This window comes from Micromonospora sp. LOL_021 (assembly GCF_048060215.1).
GTDB lineage: Bacteria > Actinomycetota > Actinomycetes > Mycobacteriales > Micromonosporaceae > Micromonospora_E.
Window position 1 is genome coordinate 1 of sequence record NZ_JBHMIN010000050.1, and the last position, 23,981, is coordinate 23,981.

The 23,981-nt window shown below is 71.9% G+C and carries 23 protein-coding genes and 1 pseudogene; 15 read left to right on the top strand and 9 right to left on the bottom strand.

Going from position 1 to position 23,981, the window contains the following annotated elements:
- The 6 genes and pseudogenes from ACFHWT_RS25235 to hemB all read left to right on the top strand — a co-directional run.
- Nucleotides 1-1,028, top strand: a 1,028-nt coding sequence (locus ACFHWT_RS25235) for an RNA-guided endonuclease InsQ/TnpB family protein (RefSeq protein ID WP_416597181.1), incomplete at its 5' end; no start/stop codon positions are given.
- Between the two features lie 224 nt (nucleotides 1,029-1,252).
- Nucleotides 1,253-2,068, top strand: coding sequence for a redox-sensing transcriptional repressor Rex (locus ACFHWT_RS25240; protein WP_416597182.1), 816 nt, complete (start codon nucleotides 1,253-1,255; stop codon nucleotides 2,066-2,068).
- The gene (locus ACFHWT_RS25245; RefSeq protein WP_416597183.1) at nucleotides 2,065-3,384 is read left to right on the top strand and encodes a glutamyl-tRNA reductase; all 1,320 of its coding nucleotides are present in this window, start codon (nucleotides 2,065-2,067) and stop codon (nucleotides 3,382-3,384) included. The genes ACFHWT_RS25240 and ACFHWT_RS25245 overlap by 4 nt, the downstream gene beginning before the upstream one ends.
- Nucleotides 3,381-4,343: pseudogene (gene hemC / locus ACFHWT_RS25250) on the top strand (hydroxymethylbilane synthase); the annotation flags it as partial. The gene ACFHWT_RS25245 and the pseudogene hemC, both read left to right, overlap by 4 nt.
- 64 nt (nucleotides 4,344-4,407) lie before the next feature.
- Nucleotides 4,408-5,988, top strand: a complete 1,581-nt coding sequence (locus ACFHWT_RS25255) for a uroporphyrinogen-III synthase (protein WP_416597184.1) — start codon at nucleotides 4,408-4,410, stop codon at nucleotides 5,986-5,988.
- A 75-nt stretch (nucleotides 5,989-6,063) separates the two neighbouring features.
- Nucleotides 6,064-7,035 (top strand): porphobilinogen synthase, encoded by a 972-nt coding sequence (hemB, locus tag ACFHWT_RS25260; protein WP_416597185.1) that lies wholly within the window; start codon nucleotides 6,064-6,066, stop codon nucleotides 7,033-7,035.
- Between the two features lie 36 nt (nucleotides 7,036-7,071).
- Here hemB and ACFHWT_RS25265 read toward each other — a convergent pair whose 3' ends face one another.
- Both ACFHWT_RS25265 and ACFHWT_RS25270 read right to left on the bottom strand, forming a co-directional pair.
- A complete protein-coding gene (locus tag ACFHWT_RS25265) occupies nucleotides 7,072-8,091 on the bottom strand; it encodes a GNAT family N-acetyltransferase (RefSeq protein WP_416597231.1) in 1,020 nt (339 codons plus the stop codon).
- A 73-nt stretch (nucleotides 8,092-8,164) separates the two neighbouring features.
- On the bottom strand, nucleotides 8,165-9,394 hold the full coding sequence (locus ACFHWT_RS25270; protein WP_416597186.1) for a lytic transglycosylase domain-containing protein: 1,230 nt from the start codon (nucleotides 9,392-9,394) through the stop codon (nucleotides 8,165-8,167).
- A gap of 57 nt (nucleotides 9,395-9,451) precedes the next feature.
- On the opposite strand from ACFHWT_RS25270, the gene ACFHWT_RS25275 reads away from it, so the two are divergent.
- Nucleotides 9,452-9,688 carry an FmdB family zinc ribbon protein gene (locus ACFHWT_RS25275; protein WP_416597187.1) on the top strand — a complete coding sequence of 79 codons (237 nt, stop codon included), beginning with the start codon at nucleotides 9,452-9,454 and terminating at the stop codon, nucleotides 9,686-9,688.
- A gap of 92 nt (nucleotides 9,689-9,780) precedes the next feature.
- Nucleotides 9,781-12,564 (top strand): ATP-binding protein, encoded by a 2,784-nt coding sequence (locus tag ACFHWT_RS25280; RefSeq protein ID WP_416597189.1) that lies wholly within the window; start codon nucleotides 9,781-9,783, stop codon nucleotides 12,562-12,564.
- A gap of 51 nt (nucleotides 12,565-12,615) precedes the next feature.
- On the opposite strand, the gene ACFHWT_RS25285 is transcribed toward ACFHWT_RS25280, so the two are convergent.
- Nucleotides 12,616-13,146: a phospholipase gene (locus ACFHWT_RS25285; RefSeq protein ID WP_416597190.1), complete on the bottom strand. Its 531-nt coding sequence runs from the start codon at nucleotides 13,144-13,146 to the stop codon at nucleotides 12,616-12,618.
- 208 nt (nucleotides 13,147-13,354) lie between these two features.
- Entirely contained in the window at nucleotides 13,355-13,627 is a 273-nt protein-coding gene (locus ACFHWT_RS25290) for a hypothetical protein (RefSeq protein WP_416597191.1), read from the bottom strand.
- 222 nt (nucleotides 13,628-13,849) lie between these two features.
- Between ACFHWT_RS25290 and ACFHWT_RS25295 the strand changes: the two genes are divergently transcribed.
- Nucleotides 13,850-14,869 carry a potassium channel family protein gene (locus ACFHWT_RS25295; protein WP_416597192.1) on the top strand — a complete coding sequence of 340 codons (1,020 nt, stop codon included), beginning with the start codon at nucleotides 13,850-13,852 and terminating at the stop codon, nucleotides 14,867-14,869.
- Between the two features lie 80 nt (nucleotides 14,870-14,949).
- On the opposite strand, the gene ACFHWT_RS25300 is transcribed toward ACFHWT_RS25295, so the two are convergent.
- On the bottom strand, nucleotides 14,950-16,014 hold the full coding sequence (locus tag ACFHWT_RS25300) for a 2-oxoacid:ferredoxin oxidoreductase subunit beta (RefSeq protein WP_416597193.1): 1,065 nt from the start codon (nucleotides 16,012-16,014) through the stop codon (nucleotides 14,950-14,952).
- Nucleotides 16,007-17,854: a 2-oxoacid:acceptor oxidoreductase subunit alpha gene (locus ACFHWT_RS25305; protein ID WP_416597194.1), complete on the bottom strand. Its 1,848-nt coding sequence runs from the start codon at nucleotides 17,852-17,854 to the stop codon at nucleotides 16,007-16,009. Before ACFHWT_RS25305 ends, ACFHWT_RS25300 begins: the two co-directional genes overlap by 8 nt.
- A gap of 303 nt (nucleotides 17,855-18,157) precedes the next feature.
- Here ACFHWT_RS25305 and ACFHWT_RS25310 point away from each other — a divergent pair, with 303 nt between their 5' ends.
- A complete protein-coding gene (locus ACFHWT_RS25310; RefSeq protein ID WP_416597195.1) occupies nucleotides 18,158-18,535 on the top strand; it encodes an NADH-quinone oxidoreductase subunit A in 378 nt (125 codons plus the stop codon).
- A 40-nt stretch (nucleotides 18,536-18,575) separates the two neighbouring features.
- Here the strand turns inward: ACFHWT_RS25310 and folP are convergent, their stop codons facing one another.
- Nucleotides 18,576-19,445 (bottom strand): dihydropteroate synthase, encoded by an 870-nt coding sequence (gene folP / locus ACFHWT_RS25315; protein ID WP_416597196.1) that lies wholly within the window; start codon nucleotides 19,443-19,445, stop codon nucleotides 18,576-18,578.
- A gap of 165 nt (nucleotides 19,446-19,610) precedes the next feature.
- Here folP and ACFHWT_RS25320 point away from each other — a divergent pair, with 165 nt between their 5' ends.
- From ACFHWT_RS25320 to ACFHWT_RS25335, 4 genes are read left to right on the top strand one after another with little or no spacing between them, the layout of a single operon-like run.
- Nucleotides 19,611-20,144, top strand: coding sequence for a DivIVA domain-containing protein (locus ACFHWT_RS25320; protein WP_416597197.1), 534 nt, complete (start codon nucleotides 19,611-19,613; stop codon nucleotides 20,142-20,144).
- Nucleotides 20,141-20,626: an SRPBCC family protein gene (locus ACFHWT_RS25325; RefSeq protein ID WP_416597198.1), complete on the top strand. Its 486-nt coding sequence runs from the start codon at nucleotides 20,141-20,143 to the stop codon at nucleotides 20,624-20,626. Before ACFHWT_RS25320 ends, ACFHWT_RS25325 begins: the two co-directional genes overlap by 4 nt.
- A complete protein-coding gene (locus ACFHWT_RS25330) occupies nucleotides 20,623-21,225 on the top strand; it encodes a DNA-3-methyladenine glycosylase I (RefSeq protein WP_416597199.1) in 603 nt (200 codons plus the stop codon). The genes ACFHWT_RS25325 and ACFHWT_RS25330 overlap by 4 nt, the downstream gene beginning before the upstream one ends.
- A gap of 32 nt (nucleotides 21,226-21,257) precedes the next feature.
- Nucleotides 21,258-21,884, top strand: coding sequence for a hypothetical protein (locus ACFHWT_RS25335; RefSeq protein WP_416597200.1), 627 nt, complete (start codon nucleotides 21,258-21,260; stop codon nucleotides 21,882-21,884).
- 61 nt (nucleotides 21,885-21,945) lie between these two features.
- Here ACFHWT_RS25335 and ACFHWT_RS25340 read toward each other — a convergent pair whose 3' ends face one another.
- Together ACFHWT_RS25340 and ACFHWT_RS25345 are read right to left on the bottom strand one after the other, a co-directional pair.
- Entirely contained in the window at nucleotides 21,946-22,737 is a 792-nt protein-coding gene (locus ACFHWT_RS25340; RefSeq protein WP_416597201.1) for an enoyl-CoA hydratase-related protein, read from the bottom strand.
- 48 nt (nucleotides 22,738-22,785) lie between these two features.
- Complete coding sequence (locus ACFHWT_RS25345) at nucleotides 22,786-23,598, bottom strand: PaaX family transcriptional regulator C-terminal domain-containing protein (RefSeq protein ID WP_416597202.1); 813 nt, start codon at nucleotides 23,596-23,598, stop codon at nucleotides 22,786-22,788.
- A gap of 190 nt (nucleotides 23,599-23,788) precedes the next feature.
- Here ACFHWT_RS25345 and ACFHWT_RS25350 point away from each other — a divergent pair, with 190 nt between their 5' ends.
- Entirely contained in the window at nucleotides 23,789-23,956 is a 168-nt protein-coding gene (locus ACFHWT_RS25350; protein ID WP_007455245.1) for a DUF3117 domain-containing protein, read from the top strand.
- The last annotated feature ends 25 nt before the right edge of the window (nucleotides 23,957-23,981 follow it).

Below are 23,981 nucleotides of genomic sequence, written 5' to 3' on the forward strand. Positions count from 1 at the left end.
GACTGTGGACTGTGTCCCGGACCGTGAAGCGGGCGTTCAGGTACCGCTTCCACCCCACCCCCGGGCAGGCGGCCGAGCTCGCCCGGACGCTCGGCTGTGTCCGGCTGGTCTACAACATGGCGCTGGCCGCCCGCGGCGAGGCGTGGACGCAACGCCAGGAACGGGTCACCTACAACGCCACGTCGGCGATGCTGACCGGGTGGAAGAAGACCGACGAACTCGCCTTCCTCGGCGAGGTGTCGTCGGTGCCGTTGCAGCAGGCGCTGCGGCACCTGCAGACCGCGTTCAGCAACTTCTGGGCGAAACGGGCCCGGTATCCGTCGTTCAAGTCGAGGAAGCGGTCGCGGCGGTCGGCGGAGTACACCGCCAGCGCGTTCCGGTGGCGCGACGGTCGGCTGACCCTGGCGAAGATGTCCGCACCGTTGGACATCGTGTGGTCCCGACCGCTCCCGGAGGGTGCGGCGCCGTCGACGGTGACGGTGTCGCAGGACCCGGCGGGCCGCTGGTTCGTGTCCCTGCTCTGCGACGACCGGGTCGAGCCGGCCGCGGCGTCGGGTGCCGTGGTGGGGGTCGACGCCGGCCTCGACAGCCTGTTCACCCTGTCCACCGGGGAGAAGATCCCCAACCCGAGACATGAACGCCGTGACCGCGATCGGCTGGCCCGGGCCCAGCGGAACCTCGCAGGCAAGGCCAAAGGTTCGGCGAACCGGGCCAAGGCCCGGCTGTCGGTGGCCCGCATCCATGCCCGGATCGCCGACCGCCGCCGCGACCACCTGCACAAACTCACCACCCCTGCAGGCGGTGTAAGACCTCACCGGGAGTCCTCCTCTCGGACTGGGCGGTCGTCGGCGAAGCAGGAACCCCCTGGGGCGACCCAGGGAATGCCCGTTCCTTCAGGGCGGGGAGGAAGTCAAGGCAGTGACGCTAGCGGCCAGGTGGCGGGCCGGTCACTCCCGCCGGCCCGCCGATCGCGGTGGGGTTGTCCCCCCTGTCGGAGCGGCGCATGGCAAAAAGCCGGAAATTGGTAATAATGGTGCTGCTGTCCCCGGATGAAACCGGTGTGACGGGTAGCGTGGACGCAGTGGCTCGTCCATCACCGTCGATCAAGATCGCGATTTGTGCACGCGTTCACAAGCGCCTACGCTGTAATCCTGACGAGCCCTGATAGCACAACAGGTGACGGCGGTTGCCACAGGGGCACCGGACTGACCGGCCGGGCCGGCGGGTCAATGATCGCATCGCACGGAGACACATGAGTCAGCACCGCCAGCCAGGCGCGTCCGGCCGGGTCGACGCCGTTCCGGCGCTGCCGGACCTCCCCGAGGCGACGGTCGCGCGACTCCCGGAGTATCTCCGTGCCCTGCACACTCTCGCCGACGCCGGTCACGAGACCGTCTCCAGCGAAGGACTGGCCAGCGCCGCTGGGGTCAACTCCGCCAAGCTCCGCAAGGACCTGTCCCAACTCGGCTCGTACGGTACCCGCGGTGTCGGCTACGACATCGCGTTGCTGATCGAGCAGATCGAGTACGTGCTCGGGCTCACCCACCGCCGGGCCGTCGCGCTCGTCGGGGTCGGCAACCTCGGCCACGCCCTGGCCGGCTACGCCGGATTCGCCAGCCGGGGGTTCCGCATCGCCGCGCTCTTCGACGCCGACACCGACCGGGTCGGTGAACAGATCAACGGGCTGGTGGTCCGGCACATCGACGACCTGCCGGCGGTCGCCGCCGAGGAGTCGATCGCCATCGGGGTGATCGCCACCCCGGCCGCCGCCGCGCAACAGGTCGCCGACCAGTTGGTGGCCGCCGGGGTCACCAGCATCCTCAACTTCGCGCCGTGCGTACTGGTGGTGCCAGCCGGAGTCGACGTGCGCAAGGTCGATCTGGCGATCGAGCTGCAGATCCTCTCCTTCCACGAGCACCGCAAGTCGGCCTCCGGTCACGACCACGGCGTGCCGGGGCTGACCGCGCTGCCGGGCGGGCTGGGTGGCGGGCCCGCCGCCGCGGCCACCTTCGACGCCACCGCGGCCAGTTTCGACGCGTCCGGCCCGGCGGAGGCGGTCGGCTCATGAACCTTCTCGTCGTCGGCGCGTCCTACCGGACCACGCCGGTCGCCACCCTGGAGCGGTTGGCCGTCGCCCCCACCGACGTGCCCGAGACGCTGCGCCAGCTGCTCGCCCAGCCGTACGTCGACGCCGCCGTGGTGCTCTCCACCTGCAACCGGGTCGAGGTGTACGCGGCGGTCACCGGATTCCACGGTGGTCTCGCCGACATCTGCGGCGTGCTGGGCGAACGGGTCGGCAGCGCCCCCGGCGAGCTGGCCGACCACCTGTACGTGCACTACGGCCAGGCCGCCGTCGAACACGCGTTCCGGGTGGCGGCCGGGCTCGACTCGATGGTGGTCGGCGAGGCGCAGGTCCTCGGCCAGTTGCGCGACGCCTACCACGTCGCCAACGAGGCCGATGCCACCGGCCGGCTGCTGCACGAGCTCATGCAGCAGGCGCTGCGGGTCGGCAAGCGGGCGCACGCCGAGACCGGGATCGACCGGGCCGGCCAGAGCGTGGTCAGCGCGGCGCTGCGGGTCGGTGGCGAACTGCTGCCCGGTGGGCTGACCGGCCGGCCGGTGCTGGTCCTCGGCGCGGGCGCGATGGGTGCCCTGGCGGTCGCCACCCTGGCCCGGCTGGGAGTCGAGTCGATCCGGGTGGTCAACCGCCGGGACGACCGGGCGGTCCGGTTGGCCGGCGCGTACGGCGCCACCGCGGTGCCGTACGACCAGTTGCCGGCCGCGCTCAGCCAGGTCGACCTGGTGATCAGCGCCACCGCCTCGGCCGAGCCGGTGCTCACCCGCGACGCCGTCACCGGGGTGCTGGCCGCCCGCCCGGCCGACCGCACCGGTCCGCTGGTCCTGCTCGACCTAGCCGTACCCCGGGACGTGGAGCCGGCCGCCGCGGCGCTGCCCGGCGTCGCGGTGATCGACATCGACGGCCTGGCCGGTTCGCTCACCGACGCGCCCGCCGCGACCGACACGGCGGCCGTCACCCGGATCGTCGACACCGAGGTGGAGTCGTTCCTCAGCTGGATGCGCGGTGCGGACGTGGCGCCCACCGTGGCTGCGCTGCGCGGCCGCGCCGACGACGTGGTCGGTGCCGAGCTGCGCCGGCTCGCGCAGCGTCGGCCGGACCTCACCGACGACCAGCGCGCCGAGGTCGCGCACACCGTGCACCGGGTGGTCCAGCGGCTGCTGCACTCGCCGACCGTACGGGTGCGCCAACTCGCCGCCGAGCCCGGCGGTGACCAGTACGCCGCGCTGCTGCGTCAGCTGTTCGACCTGGAGGTGCCGGGCACCTCCACCGCCGGCGACGTGCCGGACCTGGAGGCCGACCGATGAGTGTGTTGCGCCTGGGCACCCGGGGCAGCGCCCTGGCCACCGCCCAGTCCGGTCGGGTCGCCGCCGCGTTGCGCTCCGCCACCGGTCGCGACGTCGAACTGGTGGAGATCGTCACCGCCGGGGACCGGTCCACCGCGCCGGTCGCCGCGCTCGGCGTCGGCGTGTTCGTCTCCGCGCTGCGCGACGCGCTGCTGGCCAAGGAGATCGACTTCGCGGTCCACTCGTACAAGGACCTGCCCACCGCCGGCCAGGCGGAGCTGCTGGTCGCGGCGGTGCCGCCCCGGGAGGATCCGCGCGACGCGCTGATCAGCCGGGACGGTCGGATGCTCGCCGAGCTCGCGCCGGGGGCCACCGTCGGCACCGGGGCACTGCGCCGGATCGCCCAGCTGAACGCCCTCGGCCGTCAGCTCGTGGTCACCCCGATCCGGGGCAACGTGGACACCCGGATCGGCCGGGTGCGCGGCCCGCAGCCCGATCTCGACGCGATCGTGCTGGCCCGGGCCGGCCTGGCCCGGCTCGGCCGGACCGCCGAGATCACCGAGACTCTCGACCCGATGCTGATGCTGCCGGCGCCCGCCCAGGGCGCCCTGGCCATCGAGTGCCGGGCCGACGACACCGACCTGGTCGAGCTGCTCAGCACGCTCGACCATGCACCGACCCGGGCTGCGGTCGCCGCGGAACGGTCGTTGCTCGCGACGTTGGAGGCCGGCTGCAGCGCACCGGTCGCGGCGTACGCGGAAGTCGCCGAGGGGGATGACGGCGACGAGATCTACCTGCGCGGGGCGGTGATCAGCCCGGACGGACTCCGGGAGATCAGACTGTCGCGCACCGGTCCCCCGGCCACCGCCGTCGAGATCGGCACGGCGCTCGCCGCCGAGCTGCTCGACGCCGGAGCCGACACGATCCTTCCGGGGGCCACGCCCGGCGGTCCGTCCCGGGCCGCGGATGGCGACGGCGTGGTACCCCAGCGACCTTCAGCGCCCAGTCCGTCCGGCGCGACGACCCAGAACATGGGGAGCATAAATGACCCGCACCCGTAAGCTCGCCGGCCACATCGCGTTCGTGGGCGCCGGCCCCGGCGACCCGGGCCTACTGACCCGCCGGGCGCACGACGCCCTGGTCGAGGCGGACCAGGTCGTCTACGACCGGGGCGTCCCGGAGACCCTGCTCGCCGCGGTCCGCGCCAGTGCCAAGGCGGACACCCAGCTCAGCCCGGCCGAGGGCGCGCCAGGTGACGTGGCCAAGGTGCTGATCTCCGCCGCCCGGTCCGGGCAGGCCGCGGTCCGGCTGGTCTGCGGCGACCCGTTCGGCCACCACGCGGTGGTGACCGAGGTGCAGGCCGTCGCGCGTACCGCCGTGCCGTTCGAGGTGGTCCCCGGGGTCAGCCAGGCCGAAGGGGTGGCCGGCTACGCCGGTGTCCCGCTGCCCGGCATCCGTACTGTGGCCGATGTCGACGACACCGCCGGCTTGGACTTCGACGCGCTCGCCGCGGCGGTCGGCCGGGGTTCGCTCGCTCTGGCGGTGGACGCCGGGGAGCTCGCCGCGGTCCGCGACGGACTGCTCGCCGCCGGTGTCGACGGCGCCACGTCGGTCGCGGTGACCGGGGACGGGACCGGTGAGACCCAGTACACCACCACCTCGACGGTGGACAGCTTCGTCGCCGCCGCGCTCGGCTTCACCGGCCGGGTGGTACTCACCCTCGGTGCCGGGGTCGCCGAGCGGGACAAGCTGAGCTGGTGGGAAAACCGGCCGCTGTACGGCTGGAAGGTGCTCGTGCCGCGGACCAAGGAGCAGGCCGGCGTGATGAGCGCCCAGCTGCGCGCCTACGGTGCCATCCCGTGCGAGGTGCCGACCATCGCGGTCGAGCCGCCGCGTACCCCGGCGCAGATGGAGCGGGCGGTCAAGGGCCTGGTCGATGGTCGGTACGCCTGGGTCGTCTTCACCTCGGTCAACGCCGTACGGGCGGTGTGGGAGAAGTTCGCCGAGCACGGGCTGGACGCCCGGCACTTCGGCGGGGTCAAGATCGCCTGTATCGGGGATGCGACCGCTGACGCGGTCCGCGCCTTCGGCATACAGCCTGAGCTGGTGCCGGCCGGTGAGCAGTCCTCCGAAGGACTGCTGGCCGAGTTCTCGCCGCACGACGAGATCCTCGACCCGGTCGGCCGGGTGCTGCTGCCCAGGGCGGACATCGCCACCGAGACCCTCGCCGCCGGGCTGACCGAGCGCGGCTGGGAGGTCGACGACGTCACCGCGTACCGGACGGTGCGGGCCGCGCCGCCGCCGGCCGAGATCCGCGACGCGATCAAGTCCGGCGGCTTCGACGCGGTGTTGTTCACCTCCTCGTCCACCGTGCGCAACCTGGTCGGCATCGCCGGCAAGCCGCACGCCCGGACGGTGGTCGCGGTGATCGGCCCGAAGACCGCCGAGACCGCCACGGAGTTCGGCCTACGGGTGGACGTGCAGCCGGCGCACGCGTCGGTGCCGGAGTTGGTCGAGGCGTTGGCCGGCTACGCGGTCGAGCTGCGGGAGAAGCTGGTGGCGATGCCGGCCAAGCAGCGGCGCGGGTCCAAGGTGCAGGGTCCGACGGCACTGCGGTTCCGCTGAGTCGGCGACCAGTGCGCGGCTGACCGTTGCGCGGCCACCGAGCCGGCGACCGCTTGAGCCAGGAGACGATGGGCGATGACGTATCCGCAGAGCCGGCCACGCCGGCTGCGCCGCACCGCCGCGGTGCGGCGGCTGGTCGAGGAGACCCGGCTGTCCCCGGCCGAGCTGGTGCTGCCGATGTTCGTCAAGGAAGGGCTCACCGAGCCGCGACCGATCCCGTCGCTGCCCGGTGTGGTCCAGCACAGCCGGGACTCGTTGCGCAAGGCCGCCGCCGAGGCGGTGGCGGCCGGGGTCGGCGGGATCATGCTGTTCGGCGTGCCGCAGCGCCGGGACGCGACCGGTTCCGCCGGTGTCGACCCGGCCGGCGTGCTGAACGTCGCCATCCGGGACGTGGTCGCCGAGGTCGGTGACGCCACCGTGGTGATGAGCGACCTCTGCCTCGACGAGTTCACCTCGCATGGGCACTGTGGCCTGCTCGCCGCCGACGGGACGGTGGACAACGACGCGACGCTCGCCGCGTACGCGCAGTTGGCCGTCGCGCAGGCCGAAGCCGGCGCGGACATGCTCGGCCCGTCGGGGATGATGGACGGCCAGGTCGGGGTGGTACGCCGGGCGTTGGACGCGGCCGGGTACACCGACACAGCGCTGCTCGCGTACGCGGCGAAGTACGCATCGGCGTTCTACGGGCCGTTCCGCGACGCGGTGGAGTCGGCGCTGGTCGGCGACCGGCGGACCTACCAGCAGGATCCGGCGAATCTGCGGGAGTCGCTGCGCGAGGTCGAGCTGGACGTCGCCGAAGGTGCCGACCTGGTGATGGTCAAGCCGGCGCTGCCGTACCTGGACGTGGTCGCAGCGGTCCGCCAGCGGGTGCACGTCCCGGTCGCCGCCTATCAGGTCTCCGGCGAGTACGCGATGGTCGAGGCGGCTGCCGCGAACGGCTGGATCGACCGGGACCGGGTGATCCTGGAGACGTTGACGTCGATCCGGCGGGCCGGCGCGCAGATCATCCTCACCTACTGGGCGACGGAGGTCGCGAACGCCCTCTGACCCGGGCCGCCGACGGCACTCGCCGACCCGGGTCGCTCAGCTGCGCACGCCGAGCCGGTGCATCAGGGTGGCGATGTCGGCTCCATAGTCCCACCAGTCCCGGTCGGGCTGGTAGCCCAGCTCGGCGTTGATCGCAATCAGATCCTCGTCACCCTCGGCGTTCCAGGTCTGCACCTCGGCCAGCATCGGCTCAACGGTACGCAGCTCCAGCAGCATCCGGGCCTTGATCGCCCGGTCGAGGCCGTGCCCCAGGTGGGCCTGGGCGACGATGGTGTCGTACTGGTCGGCCCGGGTCGGGTGCTGCGCCGGCACCACCACCTCGGTCAGCCCGGCCACCGCACCGCTGGCCAGGTGCCGGGCCAGCACGATGTACGGCGTCATGCCGCGGCGACGCAGGCAGTCGAGGCTGTCCCGGAGCCGGTCCGGGTCGTAGGAACTGGGCCGCAGGTCCAGGTCGCCGTCCTCCGGCACGCTCTGCTCGGCCTTGGTCCGGGCGTACGCATCGACCAGAGCATCCGGCGGCCCGCCCGGATGGAACTCGATCTGGTACCCGGGGACCGGGTCCTGCGCGGTCTTCTCGATCGCGGTCCAGTCGACCGCCGGCAGCCGGAGCACGCTGCGGATTTCCCGGAACTGGCGGGCGAACCCCAGTGACTCGTAGAAGTCGACGGCGCAGGTGCCCCCGATGACCTCGACACCGACCGAGCTGAACCCCTCGTGGTAGGCGCGGCGTACGGCGAGCGCCAGCAGCTCCCGGCCCAGGCCGTTGCGCCGGGCGTCGGGCCGGACCAGGATCTCGAGCACCCCGATGTCGCCGAGGAGCAGCACGTTGACGTGCCCGTTGACCGGCCCTGGCCGGCCGTCGCCGGCGGCCTCCTCGGCCAGCCAGCAGATCCGTCGGACCCCGGGCATCGTCTCGGTCAAGTATTCCCGCAGGAAGTCTGGCCGCCAGTACGGATCGCCTGGCAGGTCAGCCTCGAATACCCGGTTGAGACAGTCCAGCAGAGATGAGATCTCGGCGGACGACGCGGTTCGGGGGTCCCACTCGCGTACCATCACGCGTCTAGCTTGCCGCCAAGTCGCCGGTTGCGAAAGTGGCCGGGCCGGAAATTGTGGCTATCTGATTGCACTAAGTACGGCTACGTACGCCGTAGTCGTTGGCGGTGTCGAAGACCGCCTGGGCGTACGGCTGCACGTTGTTGTACGACAGGATCGCACTCCACCAATCAGAAGGTGTGGACAGATCGCGCCCGTTCCGGCACAAGTAGTTAGCGGCGGCAAGGCTGGCGTCATCGATATCCTGCGGATCGATGACACCGTCGTTGTCCGCGTCCACCGCGAATTCCTCCCACGTGGTCGGGATGAACTGCATCGGGCCGACCGCCCGGTCGTACACCGGGTCGTTGTCCAACTCGCCGCCGTCGGTGTCGGTGATCCGCTGACGTCCACCGGCGCCGTCCAACGGCAGCCCGGTGATCGGCGGTACGGCGCGGCCGCCGGCGTCCAACCGCGACCCGTTCGCCCGGCCGTGGGTCGACTCGATCATGCCGATGGCGGCCAGCGTGGTCCACGACAGCCGGCAGTCCGGTGTGGTGGTGGCCAGCACCAGCTCGGCGTAGCCGTACGCCTCCATCGCCACCACCGGTATGTCGACCCGGCTGGCCGTGCGGGTCGCCCAGGCGGCGAGGACCGTGGCCGGCCGGGTCGGGGCACCCGGGTTCAGCCCGCCGTCGAGCGGGGGATTCGCCGGTGACTCGAGCAGGTCGGGGTCCGTGGTCTCGGGCAGCTGCGGTACGGCGGTGGTGCCGACTGCCGTGGGCGAGGCGGAGGCGGCCGGTTGCCGGTCGCCGGCGGCCGCCGGGACCAGCACCGCACCGGCGGCGGCGCTGCCGGCGACCAGAGCGAGCAGGAACAGCCCGGGCAGGGCCAACCGGCCGACCGGCCGGCGACTCCACGCGCCGGCCGCCCGGGCCGCCCGGCGGAGGCCGCGCCGGACCGGACGCAGCCGCGCCGGGTGCAGCCAGCCGATCCTGCTGCCGAACGGCGCGTCCTCCCGGCGGTGCCGGCCGACTGCGGCGGGGTCGTGGCCGGCGCTGTCGCTGTCGGCGGTCGGCCGGGTGCCGTCGCCGTCACCTGCGGTGGGCCCGGTGTCGCCGCTTGGTCGGGATCCGCTGGTCGGTTCGGTGTCGTTGCCTGATCCGGTGTCGCTACCTGGTCTGGAATCGCCGGTTGACGAGGCGTCGGTCGACCGCACGGTGTCCGGGTCCGGGGTGCTTTCCTGCCGCGGCGGCCGGGCAGGCGCCGGCACCGCCGGACGCAACCGGTGTGGTGCTGGCGTGCTCGATCCGTCCTCGACCATGCCGTCGAGTATCACCCATCCGGCCGGAAGCGTCAGTTCCCGCCGTACCCTATCCACATGCCCCGGTACGAGTTCCGCTGTCGCGCGTGCGGCGACACCTTCGAGGTCAACCGTCCGATGACCCAGGCAGGCGATCCGGCGTCCTGCCCGCAGGGACATTCCGACACCGTCAAGCTGCTGTCCACCGTCGCGATCACCGGCCGTGGTGCCGGGGCCTCCGGTGGACTGCCGGCCACGCCACCAGCCCCGGCCGGCGGCGGTGGCGGGTGCTGCGGTGGCGGGTGCGGATGCTAGTTGACCCACAGCGCTGACCGGTTCGCGATGAGCTGGGTTGCCTGACTGCGGCAGCATGAACGCGACTTCCCAGCGGGGCGGAGGTTCCACGGGTGTCGGCACCGATCGCACTGCCGAGCGGACTGGTCACCTTCATGTTCACCGACATCGAGGGATCGACGAGGCTGGCCCGACTGCTCGGCCGCGACTACCGCCCGGTGCTCAGCGAACACCGAAGGTTGGTACGGCGTACCTTGTCGGCCAGCGACGGCACCGAGTTGTTCACCGAAGGGGATTCGTTCTTCGTGGCGTTCGCCGACGCGTCCGCCGCACTGGACGCCTGCCGGCGCGCGCAGCGGGCACTCGCCGCGCACGAGTGGCCGACCCCGGATGTCGCACCCCGGGTACGGATGGGGCTGCACACCGGGCACGCCGAGCCGGTCGGAGGCGAGTACGCCAGCCCGGAGGTGCACCGCGCGGCGCGGATCGCGGCGGCGGCGCACGGTGGTCAGATTCTCTGTTCCGCTGCGACCGCCCGGGCCGCCGAACCGTTGCCGGTCGGCGTCTCGCTGCTCGATCTCGGCCTGCACCGGCTGCGCGGGTTCGACGACCGGGAGCGGCTGTTCCAGTTGATCGCCGCCGGGCTGGAGCGCCAGTTTCCCAGACCGCGTACGGCCGACTCGGCCAGCCACAACCTGCCCAATCAGATCAGCTCCTTCGTCGGGCGCCGGACCGAACGCCACGAGCTGCGTCAGCTGGTCGCCGAACACCGGCTGGTCACCGTGGTGGGTGCCGGCGGCGCCGGCAAGACCCGGCTGGCGATCGAGGTCGCGGTCGACGCCAGCGGCGGAGACGCTGCCGAATCGTCGGCAGTGGAACCGGCCACGGCCGGCCACCCGGACGGGGTGTGGTTCGTCGACGTCGCGACGGTGACCGATCCCGGCCTGGTCGCGTTCGCCGTCGCCGCGGTGTTCGGCCTGCGGCCGGAGCCAGGCCGGCCGATCTTGGACACCGTCGTCGAGTACGCGGCCGCCCGCCGGCTGCTGCTGGTGCTCGACACCTGCGACGCCCAGCCGGCGGCGTGTGCCGAGGTGATCGCCCGGCTGCTCGGCGGTGGCCGGCAGGTCCGGGTGCTGACGACCAGCAGGGAGCCGCTCGGGGTGCCCGGCGAGGTGGTGTGGCGGATACCGCCGATGTCGGCCGAACCGGGGCCGGCCGGCGGCCCCAGCGACGCCGTGGCGCTGTTGCTGGACCGCACGGCGGCGGCCCGTGGTGGTCACCCGCCGGGTCCGACCGAGACCGCCCAGCTGCACCGGGTGGCGGCCCGGCTGGACGGGTTGCCGCTGGCGATCGAGCTCGCCGCCGCCCGGCTGCGGGTGCTCTCCGTCGGGCAGCTCGTGGACCGCCTCGACGATGTCCTGGGGGTGCTGGACGCGGGGCAGGAGGAGCCGGTCGACGCGCAGCGCCCCGCCGGGCGGCGGCACGGCACGCTGCAGGCGACGGTCACCTGGTCCTACCGGACGCTGGCCCCCCGGGCGGCCCGCCTGTTGCGCTGGATGTCGGTCTTCGCCGGACCGATCGATCTGGCCACCGTGGAGTGGCTGCTCGAGGACGATCCGCTGGGGCCTTTGCCGGTGCTGGTCGACAAGTCGATGATCCAGGCCGAGCCGGCGGTTGGCGGCACCAGCTACCGGATGCTCGACCCGATCCGGGCGTACGCGGCACGGCGGCTGGTCGAGGCGGGTGAGGAGCAGGCTGCCCGGGACCGGCACGTGGCCTGGGCCCTGCACGCGTTGCAGCGTGCCTACCTGGGCCCGGACGGCAAGCCGGTCACCCTCTCGCTGTACGCCCTCGATCCGTTGGCCGACGAGCTGCGGGCCGCGTTGCGGTGGAGCACCACCGGTGGCAGTGCCCGGCGTGGCCTGCAGCTCGCCAGCGGGCTCGACCAGTGGTGGCGGGAACGCGGCCTGGCCCGGGAGGGCCGGCTGTGGCTGTTCCGGCTGTACGGGCGGATCGCCGAGACCGGCGAGGCGATTCCTGAGGCGGAGCTGGCGGCCGCGTACCACATGCATTCGCAGCACGCGGGCGCGGACGGCGAGTTCGGCGAGGAGATGCGGTTCTCGCACCGGGCGGAGGCCGCCGCCCGGCAGGCCGGCGACGCGGGCCTGCTGGCCCGGGTGCTGGCCGGTCGGGGTGCCTCGCTCATCGATCTCGGACAGTTCGTCGAGGCCGAGCAGGTGTGCCGGCGGGTGATCGATTGGGCGGCCGCGAACGGCGCGGTCGGCGACGCGCTGTTCGCCGTGTACAGCCTGGCCGAGCTGCTCTGCCGGCGGGGGGCGTTGGACGAGGCCGCCGAGGTGCTGGCCACCGCCCGGCCGGCGGAAGCCGCCCGGCCGGCCGAACGCGGCCGGCGGACCGTGGACATGCTGCTCGGGCTGGTGGCGTTGGGCCGTCGGGACCTGGTCGCCGCGCACGACCACCTGGTGGTGGCGCTGCGGTCCCGCATGCGGTACGGGTTCCACCGGCGGGCCTGCGACACGCTGAACGCGATGGCGGTCCGGTGCGCGCTGGGCGGTGACCCGTCGACTGCTGCCCGCCTGTTCGGTGCCGCTCAGGCGACCCGCTCGGCGCTGCGCAGCACGGCCGGCATGTTCGGCGGCTACTGGGCGCAGGAGCAGGCCAAGGTCCGGTCTGCGATCGGCGACCGGGCGTTCGACGCCGGGTACGCGCAGGGTAGCCGGATGAGTCTGGTCGAGGCGGCGGCGTTGGCGCTCGCGGTGGAGCATCCGGACCTGACGACCGTCGCCCGGTGGTTCGCCGACGAGTCCGCCGGCGCGGTCGGTGACGCCGACCCGCTCGGCGGCCGTGGTGACCGGCGGCCGGCCCGGCCGTGGTGACCGGCGGCCGGCCCGGCCCTGGGAGAGGGCGGGCCGGCCGGAGAGGTGCTGTCAGTCGGTGCCGGCCAGCCGTGGCCCGGCGGCCTGCAACTGCCGGGCCCGCTCCAGGTCGGCGGTGTTCACGACCGGCGCACCGAAGATGCGCACCGCCTGGTAGTACGTCCAGGCGAGGCTCAGGCAGGCCGGCTGGACGAAGCTGCTGTAGCGGGCACACACCCGCTTGAGGTCCTCGTAGAAGGCGCTGTCTACCCGTGCCTTGTTGGCGGAGAACTGACCGATCGCCTTGTAGTTGCGGTAGCCGAAGTCGTGCCGGTGGCAGGAGAGCCGGAAGTCGAAGCCGAGCGGGTTGTCCGGGCTGGACGAGCAGTAGTCGGTCGACCAGTCGAACTGATACGCGGTCCAGGCCCCCTGGTTGAGCCGGGCCGAGTTCCAGGCGCTGTAGCTGCTCGCGCTGGTCTGGGTCCAACTGGACAGCACCGCGGGCTTGTCGGCGGGCACGGCGGCGGCCGGGCCGGCCGTGCCGAGGGCGGCGGTGAGGCCGAGCAGCGCGGCGGTGAGCAGGGTGGTCAGGCGTCGGGACATCGCGATACCTCCGGTGGACGGTCCGTGGTGTGGCGTCGGAGCGCTTGTTACCGGTGGGTCACAAGCGTGTCCACAGTCTCATGGCATCAGCTAGCGTCGATCTTTAGTTGGCCTGATTGTTTGTCGACCGGTGCGTAAACAGACGAGTCGACCGGACCGTCACATCGTCCGGCCGTCTCGGCCTTCCGGCCCTCCCGGCCGGCGCGGGTCAGCCGACGTCGGTGGCGTCGGCCTGGGTCCCGCCGGGCAACGCGGCGACCCGGACCAGAGCGACCACGCGGCCGAGCCCGCCGCCATCCGTTCCGAGGGAACGTCCGACGATCCACACCCACCGATTGTCGTAATAGACCGACAGGTCGGGTCGCATCTGCTCCACCTGAAGGATGAGATTGTGTCCGCCGTACCGCCAGTCGTCCTTGCCGAGTCGCAATACCGTCCCTGGGGCGATCGCGGGAATGGCGGTCGGTCGTGGCGGGTTCACAGGCTGCTCCGAAACTCACGGATGGATGGCTCGCTGGGTGAGCATCGACAACACTGCGTCCCGATGCAATGTCTCTAAGCAAGATTTGAGGCGGCGGGATACGACCGCTTCCGTCCCGGACGCACCTGGCACAAGGTGTTGTCCAGGCGATCAAGATCAGGCGGCCCGGAACAGCTATGTTGTGGGCGTGTACGGGGATATGAAGGCGGAGGCGGGCCGGCGGTGATTCACTTTCCCGCCGTACGGCAGGGGCCGTTGCGGGCACTGAGCCTGCGGCTGTCGGCGGCGGTCGGCCTGGTACTCGGCGTGGTGGCCGTGGTGTACGCCGACCGCGACGGCTACCGGGACGCCAACGGCGACGGCGTCTCGCTGCTCGACAGCTTCTACTACGCGGTGGTCAGCCTCTCCACCACCGGGTACGGCGACATCGCCCCGGTCACCGAGACCGCGCGGCTGGTCAACGTCCTGATCATCACCCCCGCCCGGGTGGTCTTCCTGATCATCCTGGTCGGCACCACCCTGGAAGTGCTCACCGAGCAGTACCGGACGAACCTTCGACTGACCCGGTGGAGAAAGAACGTGAAGGACCACGTCATCATCTGCGGCTACGGCACCAAGGGCCGTAGCGCCGTCTCCGCGCTGCTGGAGAACGGCTTCGACAAGCAGCACATCGTCGTCGTGGAGAGCAGCGGGATCGCCCTGCGGCAGGCGACCTCCGCCGGGCTGGTGGCCATCGAAGGATCGGCCACCCGGTCGTCGGTGCTCGTCGAGGCGCACGTCAAGCACGCCAAGGCGGTGATCATCGCGACCGACAGCGACGACGCCTCGGTCCTGGTCACGCTGACCGTCCGGCAGTTGACCGCCGGGAAGGTACGGATCATCGCCGCCGCCAGGGAAGCGGAGAACGCGGCACTGCTGCGGCAGAGCGGTGCACACCATGTCATCGTCTCGTCCGCCACCGCGGGCCGGCTGCTCGGCCTGTCCACGTCGGCGCCGCCGCTGATCGACGTGGTCGAGGATCTGCTCACCCCGGGACAGGGGATGGCGCTGGCGATGCGTTCGGCGAACCGCGACGAGGTGGGCACCTCACCGCGGCAACTGGCCAACCTGGTGATCGCGCTGATCCGGCGCGGCCGGGTGGTGTCGCTCGCCGACCCGGACAGCGTCAAGATCGAGACAGGTGATCTGCTGGTCTATGTCCGCGACGATCGGACCTCGGCCAGCACGCCGTCGATCGGCTGACGCCACCCCGAACGGCCGGTGGTCGGCCAGGCAGTCGGCTACCGGACCGACCTGGTCGGTCCGGTAAGCAAGCCGGTCAGTCAGTTGATCGACCAGGTGTCGCCGCTGCGCAACAGCCCGGCCAACTGCTCCTCCGGGGTGCCCTCGGCCGCCGCCCGGGCCTGCTCGACCTGGGTCTGGATCAAGCTGTCGTAGCTCGGCCGGGACACGCCGCGGAACACCCCGATAGGTGTGTTGCGCAGGTCGGCAGCGGGCAGCCGGGACAGCGCGAACGCGTAGGCGGGCTCGGCGATCGTGGCGTCGTGCACCACGATCTGCTCGGCCGGCACCGACGCGGTCTCGCGGACCTCCAGCCCGAAACCGCCGGGCGGGTGGACCACGCAGAACTGCCCGTCGGCCCCGAACGTGATCGGCTGGCCGTGCTCCAGTCGGATCAGGTAGTCGTCCCGGGTCGCCGGCTCCTTCAACTGCTCGAACGCACCGTCGTTGAAGATGTTGCAGTTCTGGTAGATCTCCACGAACGCCGAACCTTGGTGCTCGGCGGCGGCGCGCAGCACCGACTGCAGATGCTTGCGGTCAGAGTCGATGGTCCGGGCGACGAAGGTCGCCTCGGCGCCGAGGGCCAGCGACAGCGGGTTGAACGGCGAGTCGGCCGAGCCGATCGGCGTCGACTTGGTGATCTTGCCCAGCTCGGAGGTCGGCGAGTACTGCCCCTTGGTCAACCCGTAGATCCGGTTGTTGAACAGCAGGATCTTGAGGTTGACGTTGCGGCGCAGCGCGTGGATCAGGTGGTTGCCGCCGATCGACAGCGCGTCGCCGTCGCCGGTCACCACCCAGACCGACAGGTCCGGGCGGGACACCGACAGGCCGGTGGCGATCGCCGGTGCCCGGCCGTGAATGGAGTGCATTCCGTACGTGTTCATGTAGTACGGGAAGCGTGACGAGCAGCCGATTCCGGAGACGAAGACGATTCGCTCCCGGGGCATGTTCAGCTCCGGCATGAACGACTGCACCGCAGCGAGGATCGCGTAGTCACCGCACCCGGGGCACCAGCGCACCTCCTGGTCGGACTTGAAGTCCTTGGCGGTGAGCTTGACCGCCACCGGCGTACCGCCGGGGCGTCCGTTGCGGGTGGGCTCAGACATTCTTCACGACCTCTTCCAGCATGGTCTCCAGCTCCGTGGCGGTGAACGGCAGGCCACGGACCTGGTTGTAACCGATCGCGTCGACCAGGTAACGGGCCCGGATCACGTGGGCCAGTTGACCGAGGTTCATCTCCGGGATCACCACCCGGTCGTAGTTGCGCAGCACCTCGCCGAGGTTGGCCGGCAGCGGTGCCAGGTGTCGCAGATGCGCCTGCGCCACCGACAGGCCACGCTGGCGCAACGCCCGGCAGGCGGCACCGATCGGCCCGTACGTCGACCCCCAGCCGAGCACCAGCGTCCGGGCGTCACCGTCCGGATCCTCCACCTCGACGTCCGGCACCGGGATCGCGTCGATGCGGGCCTGCCGGGTCCGCACCATGAAGTCGTGGTTCGCCGGATCGTAGGAGATGTCGCCGGTGCGGTCGGCCTTCTCCAGACCGCCGATGCGGTGCTCCAGGCCGGGAGTGCCGGGGATCGCCCACGGCCGGGCCAGCGTCTGCGGGTCGCGCAGGTACGGCAGGAAGGTCTTGCCGTCGTCGTCGTTGGCCTCGGTGGCGAACTCGACCTGCAGGTCGGGCAGGGAGTCGACCTCGGGCAGCAGCCACGGCTCCGAGCCGTTGGCCACGTAGTTGTCGGACAGCAGCAGCACCGGAGTGCGGTAGGTGAGCGCGATCCGGGCAGCCTCGATAGCGGCGTGGAAGCAGTCCGACGGCGAGCGCGGCGCGATCACCGCGACCGGAGCCTCGCCGTGCCGGCCGAACAACGCCATGTTCAGGTCGGCCTGCTCGGTCTTGGTCGGCATGCCGGTGGACGGCCCGGCCCGCTGGACGTCGACGATCACCAGCGGCAGCTCCAACGCGACGGCGAGCGAGATGGTCTCGCCCTTGAGTGCCACGCCGGGCCCGGAGGTGGTGGTGATGCCGAGAGCGCCGCCGTACGCCGCGCCGAGCGCCGCACCGACCGCCGCGATCTCGTCCTCGGCCTGCATGGTGACCACACCGAACCGCTTGTGCTTGCTCAACTCGTGCAGGATGTCCGAGGCCGGCGTGATCGGGTAGGCGCCGAGGAAGATCGGCAGCTTGGCTCGGACCCCGGCGGCCACCAGCCCGAGCGACAGTGCCGCGTTGCCGGTGATGTTGCGGTACGTGCCCGGGCGCATCCGGGCCGGGTTGACCTCGTAGCGTACCGAGAAATCCTCGGTGGTCTCGCCGAAGTTCCAGCCGGCCTTGAACGCGGCGATGTTCGCCGCTACCAGGTCCGGACGCTTGGCGAACTTGCGCTCCAGGAACCGGATGGTGGACTCGTACGGCCGGGAGTACATCCACGAGAGCAGACCCAGCGCGAACATGTTCTTCGCCCGCTCGGCGTCCTTCTTCGAAACGGACAACTCGGCGAGCGCGCCGATGGTCATCGAGGTCAGCGCCACCGGATGTACGGCGTACCCGTCGAGCGAGCCGTCCTCCAGCGGGCTGGCGGTGTATCCGACCTTGGCGAGGTTGCGGCGGGTGAACTCGTCGGTGTTGACGATGATGTCCGCGCCGCGCGGCAGATCGCCGAGGTTCGCCTTCAGCGCTGCCGGGTTCATGGCGACCAGGACGTTCGGCGAGTCACCAGGGGTGAGGATGTCGTAGTCGGCGAAGTGCACCTGGAAGCTGGACACCCCGGGCAGGGTGCCGGCGGGAGCCCGGATCTCGGCCGGGAAGTTCGGCAACGTGGAGATGTCGTTGCCGAGCTGTGCGGTCTCCGAGGTGAACCGGTCACCGGTCAGCTGCATGCCGTCACCGGAGTCGCCAGCGAAACGGATGACCACCCGATCCAGTTGACGGACCTGCTTGGTCACGTGAGCTGACCTCCTCGTTTCCTGCCGGCGGCGTGGATCGCCGGCCGTGCTGGGGCGGTTGCCGGCGTCCTGCGGCTGTTGCCGGCCGTGGCGCTGCCGTTGCCCGGTGCCACGATGGGTGTCCCGGTAAGGGCGTCCTAACCATGGTGACACTCTGAGGAAAGCCTACGTCGGATCGGGTCGGATACCCGGCTCGGGTCCGCTCGGTGGGACTGGAATCACCCTACGGTCACGGGGTGGTGACGCCGGTCTCCGCCGCTCGGTCCAGGCCGGCCCGGACGACCGGACGGTAGGCTGTCGGACATGCAGGGCTACCTCGGCTCGTACGCGACGTTGGGGCTGTTGCTGCTGGTCGGCGTCGCCTTCTTCGCAGTCGGCTACGGTGCCAACCGGTTGCTGCGGCCGGGTCACCCGGCCGACCCGGTCGGTAAACGGGCCAGCTACGAGTGCGGCCTCGACCCGGTGGGCGGCGACTGGGCCCAGGCGCAGATCCGCTACTACGTGTACGCGTTCCTGTACGTGCTCTTCGCGGTGGAGGCGGTCTTCCTCTTCCCCTGGGCGGTGATCTTCGACCGGCCGGGGTTCGGCCTGGTCACCGTCGCCGAGATGGGCGTATTCGTGGCCGTCCTGGCGCTGGGCATCCTCTACGCATGGCGCAAGAAGGTGCTCGGCTGGACCTGACCGCGACCGCGTCCGCGACCTGACCCGGACCCGGACCTGCTCAGGCCAAGGCCCGGCGGGACACCGCCGGCGGGCGGTCGCCCCGGATCGACGCCACCATGTCCAGCGCCCGCCGGGTCGCCGCGACCTGGTGCGCCCGGAACACCCGGGCACCCAGCCAGGCGGAGACCGCCGTGGCCGCCAGGGTGCCCTCCAGCCGCTGGTCGACCGGCAGATCCAGGGTCTCCCCGATGAAATCCTTGTTGGAGAGGGCGACCAGGACCGGCCAGCCGGTGTCGACCAGTTCGGTGAGCCGCCGGGTGACCTCCAGCGAGTGCCGGGTGTTCTTGCCGAAATCGTGCGCCGGGTCGATCAGGATGCCGTCCGGCCGTACCCCGAGACCGACCGCACGCTCGGCGAGGCCGGTCACGGTACCCACCACGTCGGCCACCACATCGTCGAACGCGGCCCGGTGCGGTCGAGTTCGTGGCGTGGTGCCACCGGTGTGCGAGCAGATCAACCCCGCCCCGGTCGCCGCCGCGACCTCGGCGAGTCGGGGGTCCGCGCCGGCCCAGGTGTCGTTGAGCAGGTCGGCGCCGGCCCCGACCGCCTCCCTGGCCACCTCGGCCCGCCACGTGTCGATCGAAATGACCAGGTCCGGGAAGGCGGCCCGGACGGCCGCGATCGTGCCGACCGTACGGTCGATCTCCTCGGCCACGTCGACGGTGGTCCCGGGCCCGGCCTTCACCCCGCCGATGTCGACGATGTCCGCGCCGGCGTCGACCGCGGCGGCGACCGCGTGCAGTGCGGCGTCCGCGGCGAAGGTCGCGCCGCGGTCGAAGAACGAATCGGGCGTACGGTTGACGATCGCCATCACCGCGAGGTCCCCGGGTGCCAGGGACCGTCGGCCGAGCCGCAGCGTACGCCCCATCCGGTGCCTCCGATCCCGTCCCGCCTGCCAGGAGGCTAACCGGCTGCGGTGTGCCGACTGCCGGCGGTCGCCGGGCGGCGGTCACTGGGGCGGGAGAGCCCGCCGCCGACCGACGACGCGCCGCGGGGGGTCGCCCTCGCCGCGCCGGCATGCCACGATTCGGTCATGGATCAGTTTCTCCTCGTTCTGGTCGCCGCGTTGACCGTCGCCGCGGTCGTCTTCGGGGTCACCGTGCTCGTCACCGGCAACGACCCGGGGCTGGTCCCGGTCGAGCCGGACGGACGGGCGGTCCCGCTGCCCGGCACCCGGCCGTTGCTGGAGCACGACGTCAGCCAGGTCCGGTTCGACACCGCGCTGCGCGGGTACCGGATGGCGCAGGTCGACCAGGCACTGCGCCGGGCGGCGTACGACATCGGGTACAAGGACGAGTTGATCGAGGTGCTGCAGGCCGAGGTGGCCGCGCTGCGGGAGGGGCGTACCGAGGACGCCGACCAGTTGCGGCGGGCCCGGGACGCGGCCCTGGTGCCGGCCGCCGACCTGCCGGCGAATCCCGGGGACGGTGCGCCGGTCGACAGCACCGCGCCGGCGGAGCCGGACGGGGCCGCTAGCACCGCCGACAAGCCGGAGTCCGCCCCGTCGCCCACGGCCGACGCAGCCGCCGGGCCGGAGGTCCGCCCGGCGGACGGTGCCGCCAGGTGAGCGGTCCGAACGGGGCCGCCGCCGAGACCCCCGGAGCCGGTGAGGTGACCGCGACGGTCATCATCCGGGCCCCTGCCGAACAGGTGTTCGCCGCCTTCACCGCCTGGGATCGGCAGTCCGAGTGGATTCCCTTCACCGACGTCAAGGTCGTCTCGGGTGACGGCGGCGAGGGCAGTCTGATCATGGCGGTCACCGCAGTCGGGCCGGTGGCGTTGCGCGACGAGATGCGGGTGGTCCGGGTCGACGCTCCGTACGAGGTCCGGGTGATGCACTGCGGCACCCTGCTGCGTGGTCCGGGGGTGCTGCGCTGCACCCAGATGGACCACGACCGCACCCAGGTCGTCTGGCACGAGTGGTTCCATCTGCCCGGCGGCGTCGCCGGCCGGATGGCCTGGCCGTTGCTCTGGCCCGGTTCCAAGGTGAGCCTGACCCAGGCGTTGAAGAAGTTCGGCCGGCTGGTCGAGACCGGGGCACTGCCGTGACCGGGCTGAGCGTCGGGGCGGACGGCCTGGCCCGGTGCGGCTGGAGCGCAGGTTCGGCGGACTACCGCCGGTACCACGACCAGGAGTGGGGCCGACCGGTCCGCGACGACGACGCGCTGTACGAACGGCTGACCCTGGAAGCCTTCCAGTCCGGTCTGTCCTGGCTGACGATCCTGCGCAAGCGGGAGGCGTTCCGGGCTGCCTTCGACGGTTTCCGGATCGAGAAGGTCGCCGGGTACGGCCCGGCCGACGTCGAGCGGCTGCTCGCGGACGCCGGCATCGTCCGCAACCGAGCCAAGATCGAGGCCGCCGTGTCGAACGCGCGGGCCGTGCTCGACCTGCCCACCGGCCTGTCCGTGCTGCTCTGGCGACACGCCCCGCCGCCCCGGTCCGCCCGGCTCGCCTCGATGGACCAGGTGCCGGCGGTCACCGCAGAGTCGACCGCGCTGGCCCGGGCGCTCAAACGGCACGGCCTCCGGTTCGTCGGACCCACCACCGCGTACGCGTTGATGCAGGCGACGGGGATGGTCGACGACCATGTCGCCGGTTGCCACGTGCCGCCGCCGACGCGGCCCGGCGGTCCGGTCGTGGTCCGGTGATCCGCCGCCCCGCGTCGTGATGAGATAGGAACATGCGCGAGATCAGCCAGCTCGACGATCAGCCCGCGACACCCGGCCCGGCCCGGTCCGGCACCGGTGCCTGGGCGGTGGTCATCCCGGCCCAGCGCTACGAGGCGGAGCGGCTGTTCCACCACGACACGCTGGAGGTGACCGGCCTCGACGGTGACCCACGGCCGCCGTACGGCGCGCCGGTGCTGGTCGTCACCGACGGCGCCCCCCGGTTCGTCGTCGCGCTCGGCCGGATCGGTGGTGCCGGCGGCGGCGTCGAGGGCGGGGAGACCCGGGCGGCCGAGCCGGAACCGCTGGTGGTGCACTACACCTGCCGGGCCTTCGACGAGCCGGTGCCGGCGGCCGCCCTGCGGCTGACCGGGGCGGTGACCCCGGTGGACGCGGCCACCTACCGGTCGTTGGCCGGCCGGCTCGCCCCGGCCGGTGACCGTCGTGCCTGGCTGGTCAGCCTCGACCTGCCGATCGAGGCACCGACGGCGGCGGAGGCGGTCCGGCTGTTCTGGTCGTACGTGCGCGAGCTCGGCCCCCGCGAACTGCCGGCCTTTGTCTATCCGAGCGGCGACGAGCTGGCCATGCAGGCGTTCGTGCTCGGTGCCGAGGCCAACCAGGACCCGGAGGAGGACGACTGACGGCTGCGGCCCGGTCAGCGACCCCTGACACGGCTCTCCCGGTCAGGCCGGGCGCCGGCTGTCAGTGCCCGTCGAACACCGGCCGTTGCTTGGCGACGAACGCCGCCGTCGCCTGCCGGTGGTCGGCGGTGGCACCACAGATCGACTGGGCCTGCGTCTCCGCGGCCAGCGCGTCGGCCAGCGAACCGGAAGCGCCGATGGACAGCGCCCGCTTGATCGCCCCGTACGCGACGGTCGGCCCGGCCGCCAACCGTTCGGCTAGTTCGTGGGCCACCGGCAGGATCTGCTCGTCGTCGTCGACCAGTTGGTTGAGCAGCCCGATCCGGTGTGCCTCGGCTGCTGGCACCGGCTGTGCCAGCAGCAGTAGCTCGGACGCCTTTGGGTAGCCGACCAGTCGGGGCAACGCCCACGAGGCGCCGGTGTCCATCGCCAGCCCGACGTTGGCGAACGCCATCAGGAAGCTGGTCCGGGGCCCACCGATGCGCAGATCGGCCAGCATGGCCAGCGAGGCGCCGGCACCGGCAGCCGCGCCGCGGACCGCGGCGACCACCGGCTTGGACAGCCTGGCCAGCCGGGTGGCGATCGGGTTGTAGTGCTCCCGGACGGTGTCCAGCGGCTCAGCCGTCCCAGACTCCAGCGTCTCGACGTGTTCGCGCAGGTCCTGCCCCACACAGAAGGCCCGCCCGGCACCGGTCAGCACCACCGCCCGGCAGCCGGGGTCGGTCTCCACCTCGGCCAGCGCGTCGCGCAGCGCCTCCTTGAGCTCGACGTTCAGCGAGTTGAGCGAGTCGGGTCGGTTCAGGGTCAACGTGACGACCGCGCCCCGGCGGTCGACGAGCAGTGCTTCGGTCACCTCGGATGTCCCTTTCGTTAGGCCGGCTGGAGTTCGCGTCGGTGCGGCTCAACGCGGGCCGCCGTCGCGCTGGCCGAGCTCCAGGCACTTGTCGACGTACCGGTCGGCGGCCGGGCGCAGCCGGGTGGCGTGCCGGTCGAAGAAGGTCGCCGCGCTCGTCCCAGGCCAGCGTTCCGGCAGCAGCGCCGGGGGGAGTTGCGGATCCCGGAACAGGAACCCGCGCCAGGCGTGGACCAACTGGAACCGGGCGGCGTACGCCTCCTCGTCGTCGCTGCGTACGGTCACCTTGGCCAGCAGTGGTCGCTGCTCGGCGACGAACCGCTCGTAGGCCTGTCCGATCTCGGTCAGGTTCCAGGCACGGCGAACCAGTGCGGCGGCCCCGGCGGTGCCGGCGGCGTGCGCGGCAGTGAACCGCTCGAACCGTACGCCGGACTCGGCCAGCATGCCGTCGACCTCGCCGGCGGCCCGGGTCGCCACCCAGGTGTGCTCGTCCAGCATCCCGTAGCCGAGGTAGCTGAGGTTGGCGCACAGCCGTTGCCGGTCCCGCCGACCGCCGGGTGGGTCGAGCACCAGCAGGTCGAACTTGCCGTCCCAACTGATCCTGCCGGTGCGGTAGATCCGGGCGGCCGCCTCGTCCAGCCGCCGGGCGGCTTTCGGGGTCAGCAGGTAGCCCGGACCGGCGGCCAGCCGAGATGGTTGCAGCCATCCCTGCCGCACCATCCGGGAGACGGCCGTGCGCACGGCGGGCGGCGCGATCCCGAGCGGGGCCAGCAGCTTGACCAGGGCAGCAACGGGTGCGCGACCACCTCGTGGCCGAAGATGGTCACCGAACAGGTCGAAGAGCGCCGACCGGGCCTGCATGACCGCACATTGTGACAGCCCACTTCAAGATAAGCTAGACGCTGTCACAGCATTGTGGCCTCGGTTTGGGTCCGGCGGTGTTCATCAGGGAAAATCGTTGGTCGGCACCGTGGCAGTGGGATGCGGTGAGACTTACGAGGTGGCTGGGGTGCTCCCCAGCGGCCCTGGGGCAAGTCTGAGGGGAGACAACATGGCGGCGATGAAGCCGCGGACGGGCGACGGTCCGCTGGAGGTCACCAAGGAGGGCCGGGGCATCGTCATGCGGGTTCCGCTGGAGGGTGGGGGTCGACTCGTCGTCGAGATGACACCGGACGAGGCCAACGCGCTCGGTGATGCGTTGAAGGCCGCCGCAGGCTGATCGAGCCGGACCCGGGGGCGACGCT

Excerpts from the sequence above, each read along its gene's own strand:
- ACFHWT_RS25240 (WP_416597182.1), top strand. The coding sequence starts at position 1,253 with ATGAGTCAGCACCGCCAGCCAGGCGCGTCCGGCCGGGTCGACGCCGTT.
- ACFHWT_RS25245 (WP_416597183.1), top strand. The coding sequence starts at position 2,065 with ATGAACCTTCTCGTCGTCGGCGCGTCCTACCGGACCACGCCGGTCGCC.
- ACFHWT_RS25255 (WP_416597184.1), top strand. The coding sequence starts at position 4,408 with ATGACCCGCACCCGTAAGCTCGCCGGCCACATCGCGTTCGTGGGCGCC.
- hemB (WP_416597185.1), top strand. The coding sequence starts at position 6,064 with ATGACGTATCCGCAGAGCCGGCCACGCCGGCTGCGCCGCACCGCCGCG.
- ACFHWT_RS25265 (WP_416597231.1), bottom strand. The coding sequence starts at position 8,091 with ATGGTACGCGAGTGGGACCCCCGAACCGCGTCGTCCGCCGAGATCTCA.
- ACFHWT_RS25270 (WP_416597186.1), bottom strand. The coding sequence starts at position 9,394 with ATGGTCGAGGACGGATCGAGCACGCCAGCACCACACCGGTTGCGTCCG.
- ACFHWT_RS25275 (WP_416597187.1), top strand. The coding sequence starts at position 9,452 with ATGCCCCGGTACGAGTTCCGCTGTCGCGCGTGCGGCGACACCTTCGAG.
- ACFHWT_RS25285 (WP_416597190.1), bottom strand. The coding sequence starts at position 13,146 with ATGTCCCGACGCCTGACCACCCTGCTCACCGCCGCGCTGCTCGGCCTC.
- ACFHWT_RS25300 (WP_416597193.1), bottom strand. The coding sequence starts at position 16,014 with ATGTCTGAGCCCACCCGCAACGGACGCCCCGGCGGTACGCCGGTGGCG.
- ACFHWT_RS25310 (WP_416597195.1), top strand. The coding sequence starts at position 18,158 with ATGCAGGGCTACCTCGGCTCGTACGCGACGTTGGGGCTGTTGCTGCTG.
- folP (WP_416597196.1), bottom strand. The coding sequence starts at position 19,445 with ATGGGGCGTACGCTGCGGCTCGGCCGACGGTCCCTGGCACCCGGGGAC.
- ACFHWT_RS25320 (WP_416597197.1), top strand. The coding sequence starts at position 19,611 with ATGGATCAGTTTCTCCTCGTTCTGGTCGCCGCGTTGACCGTCGCCGCG.
- ACFHWT_RS25335 (WP_416597200.1), top strand. The coding sequence starts at position 21,258 with ATGCGCGAGATCAGCCAGCTCGACGATCAGCCCGCGACACCCGGCCCG.
- ACFHWT_RS25345 (WP_416597202.1), bottom strand. The coding sequence starts at position 23,598 with ATGCAGGCCCGGTCGGCGCTCTTCGACCTGTTCGGTGACCATCTTCGG.
- ACFHWT_RS25350 (WP_007455245.1), top strand. The coding sequence starts at position 23,789 with ATGGCGGCGATGAAGCCGCGGACGGGCGACGGTCCGCTGGAGGTCACC.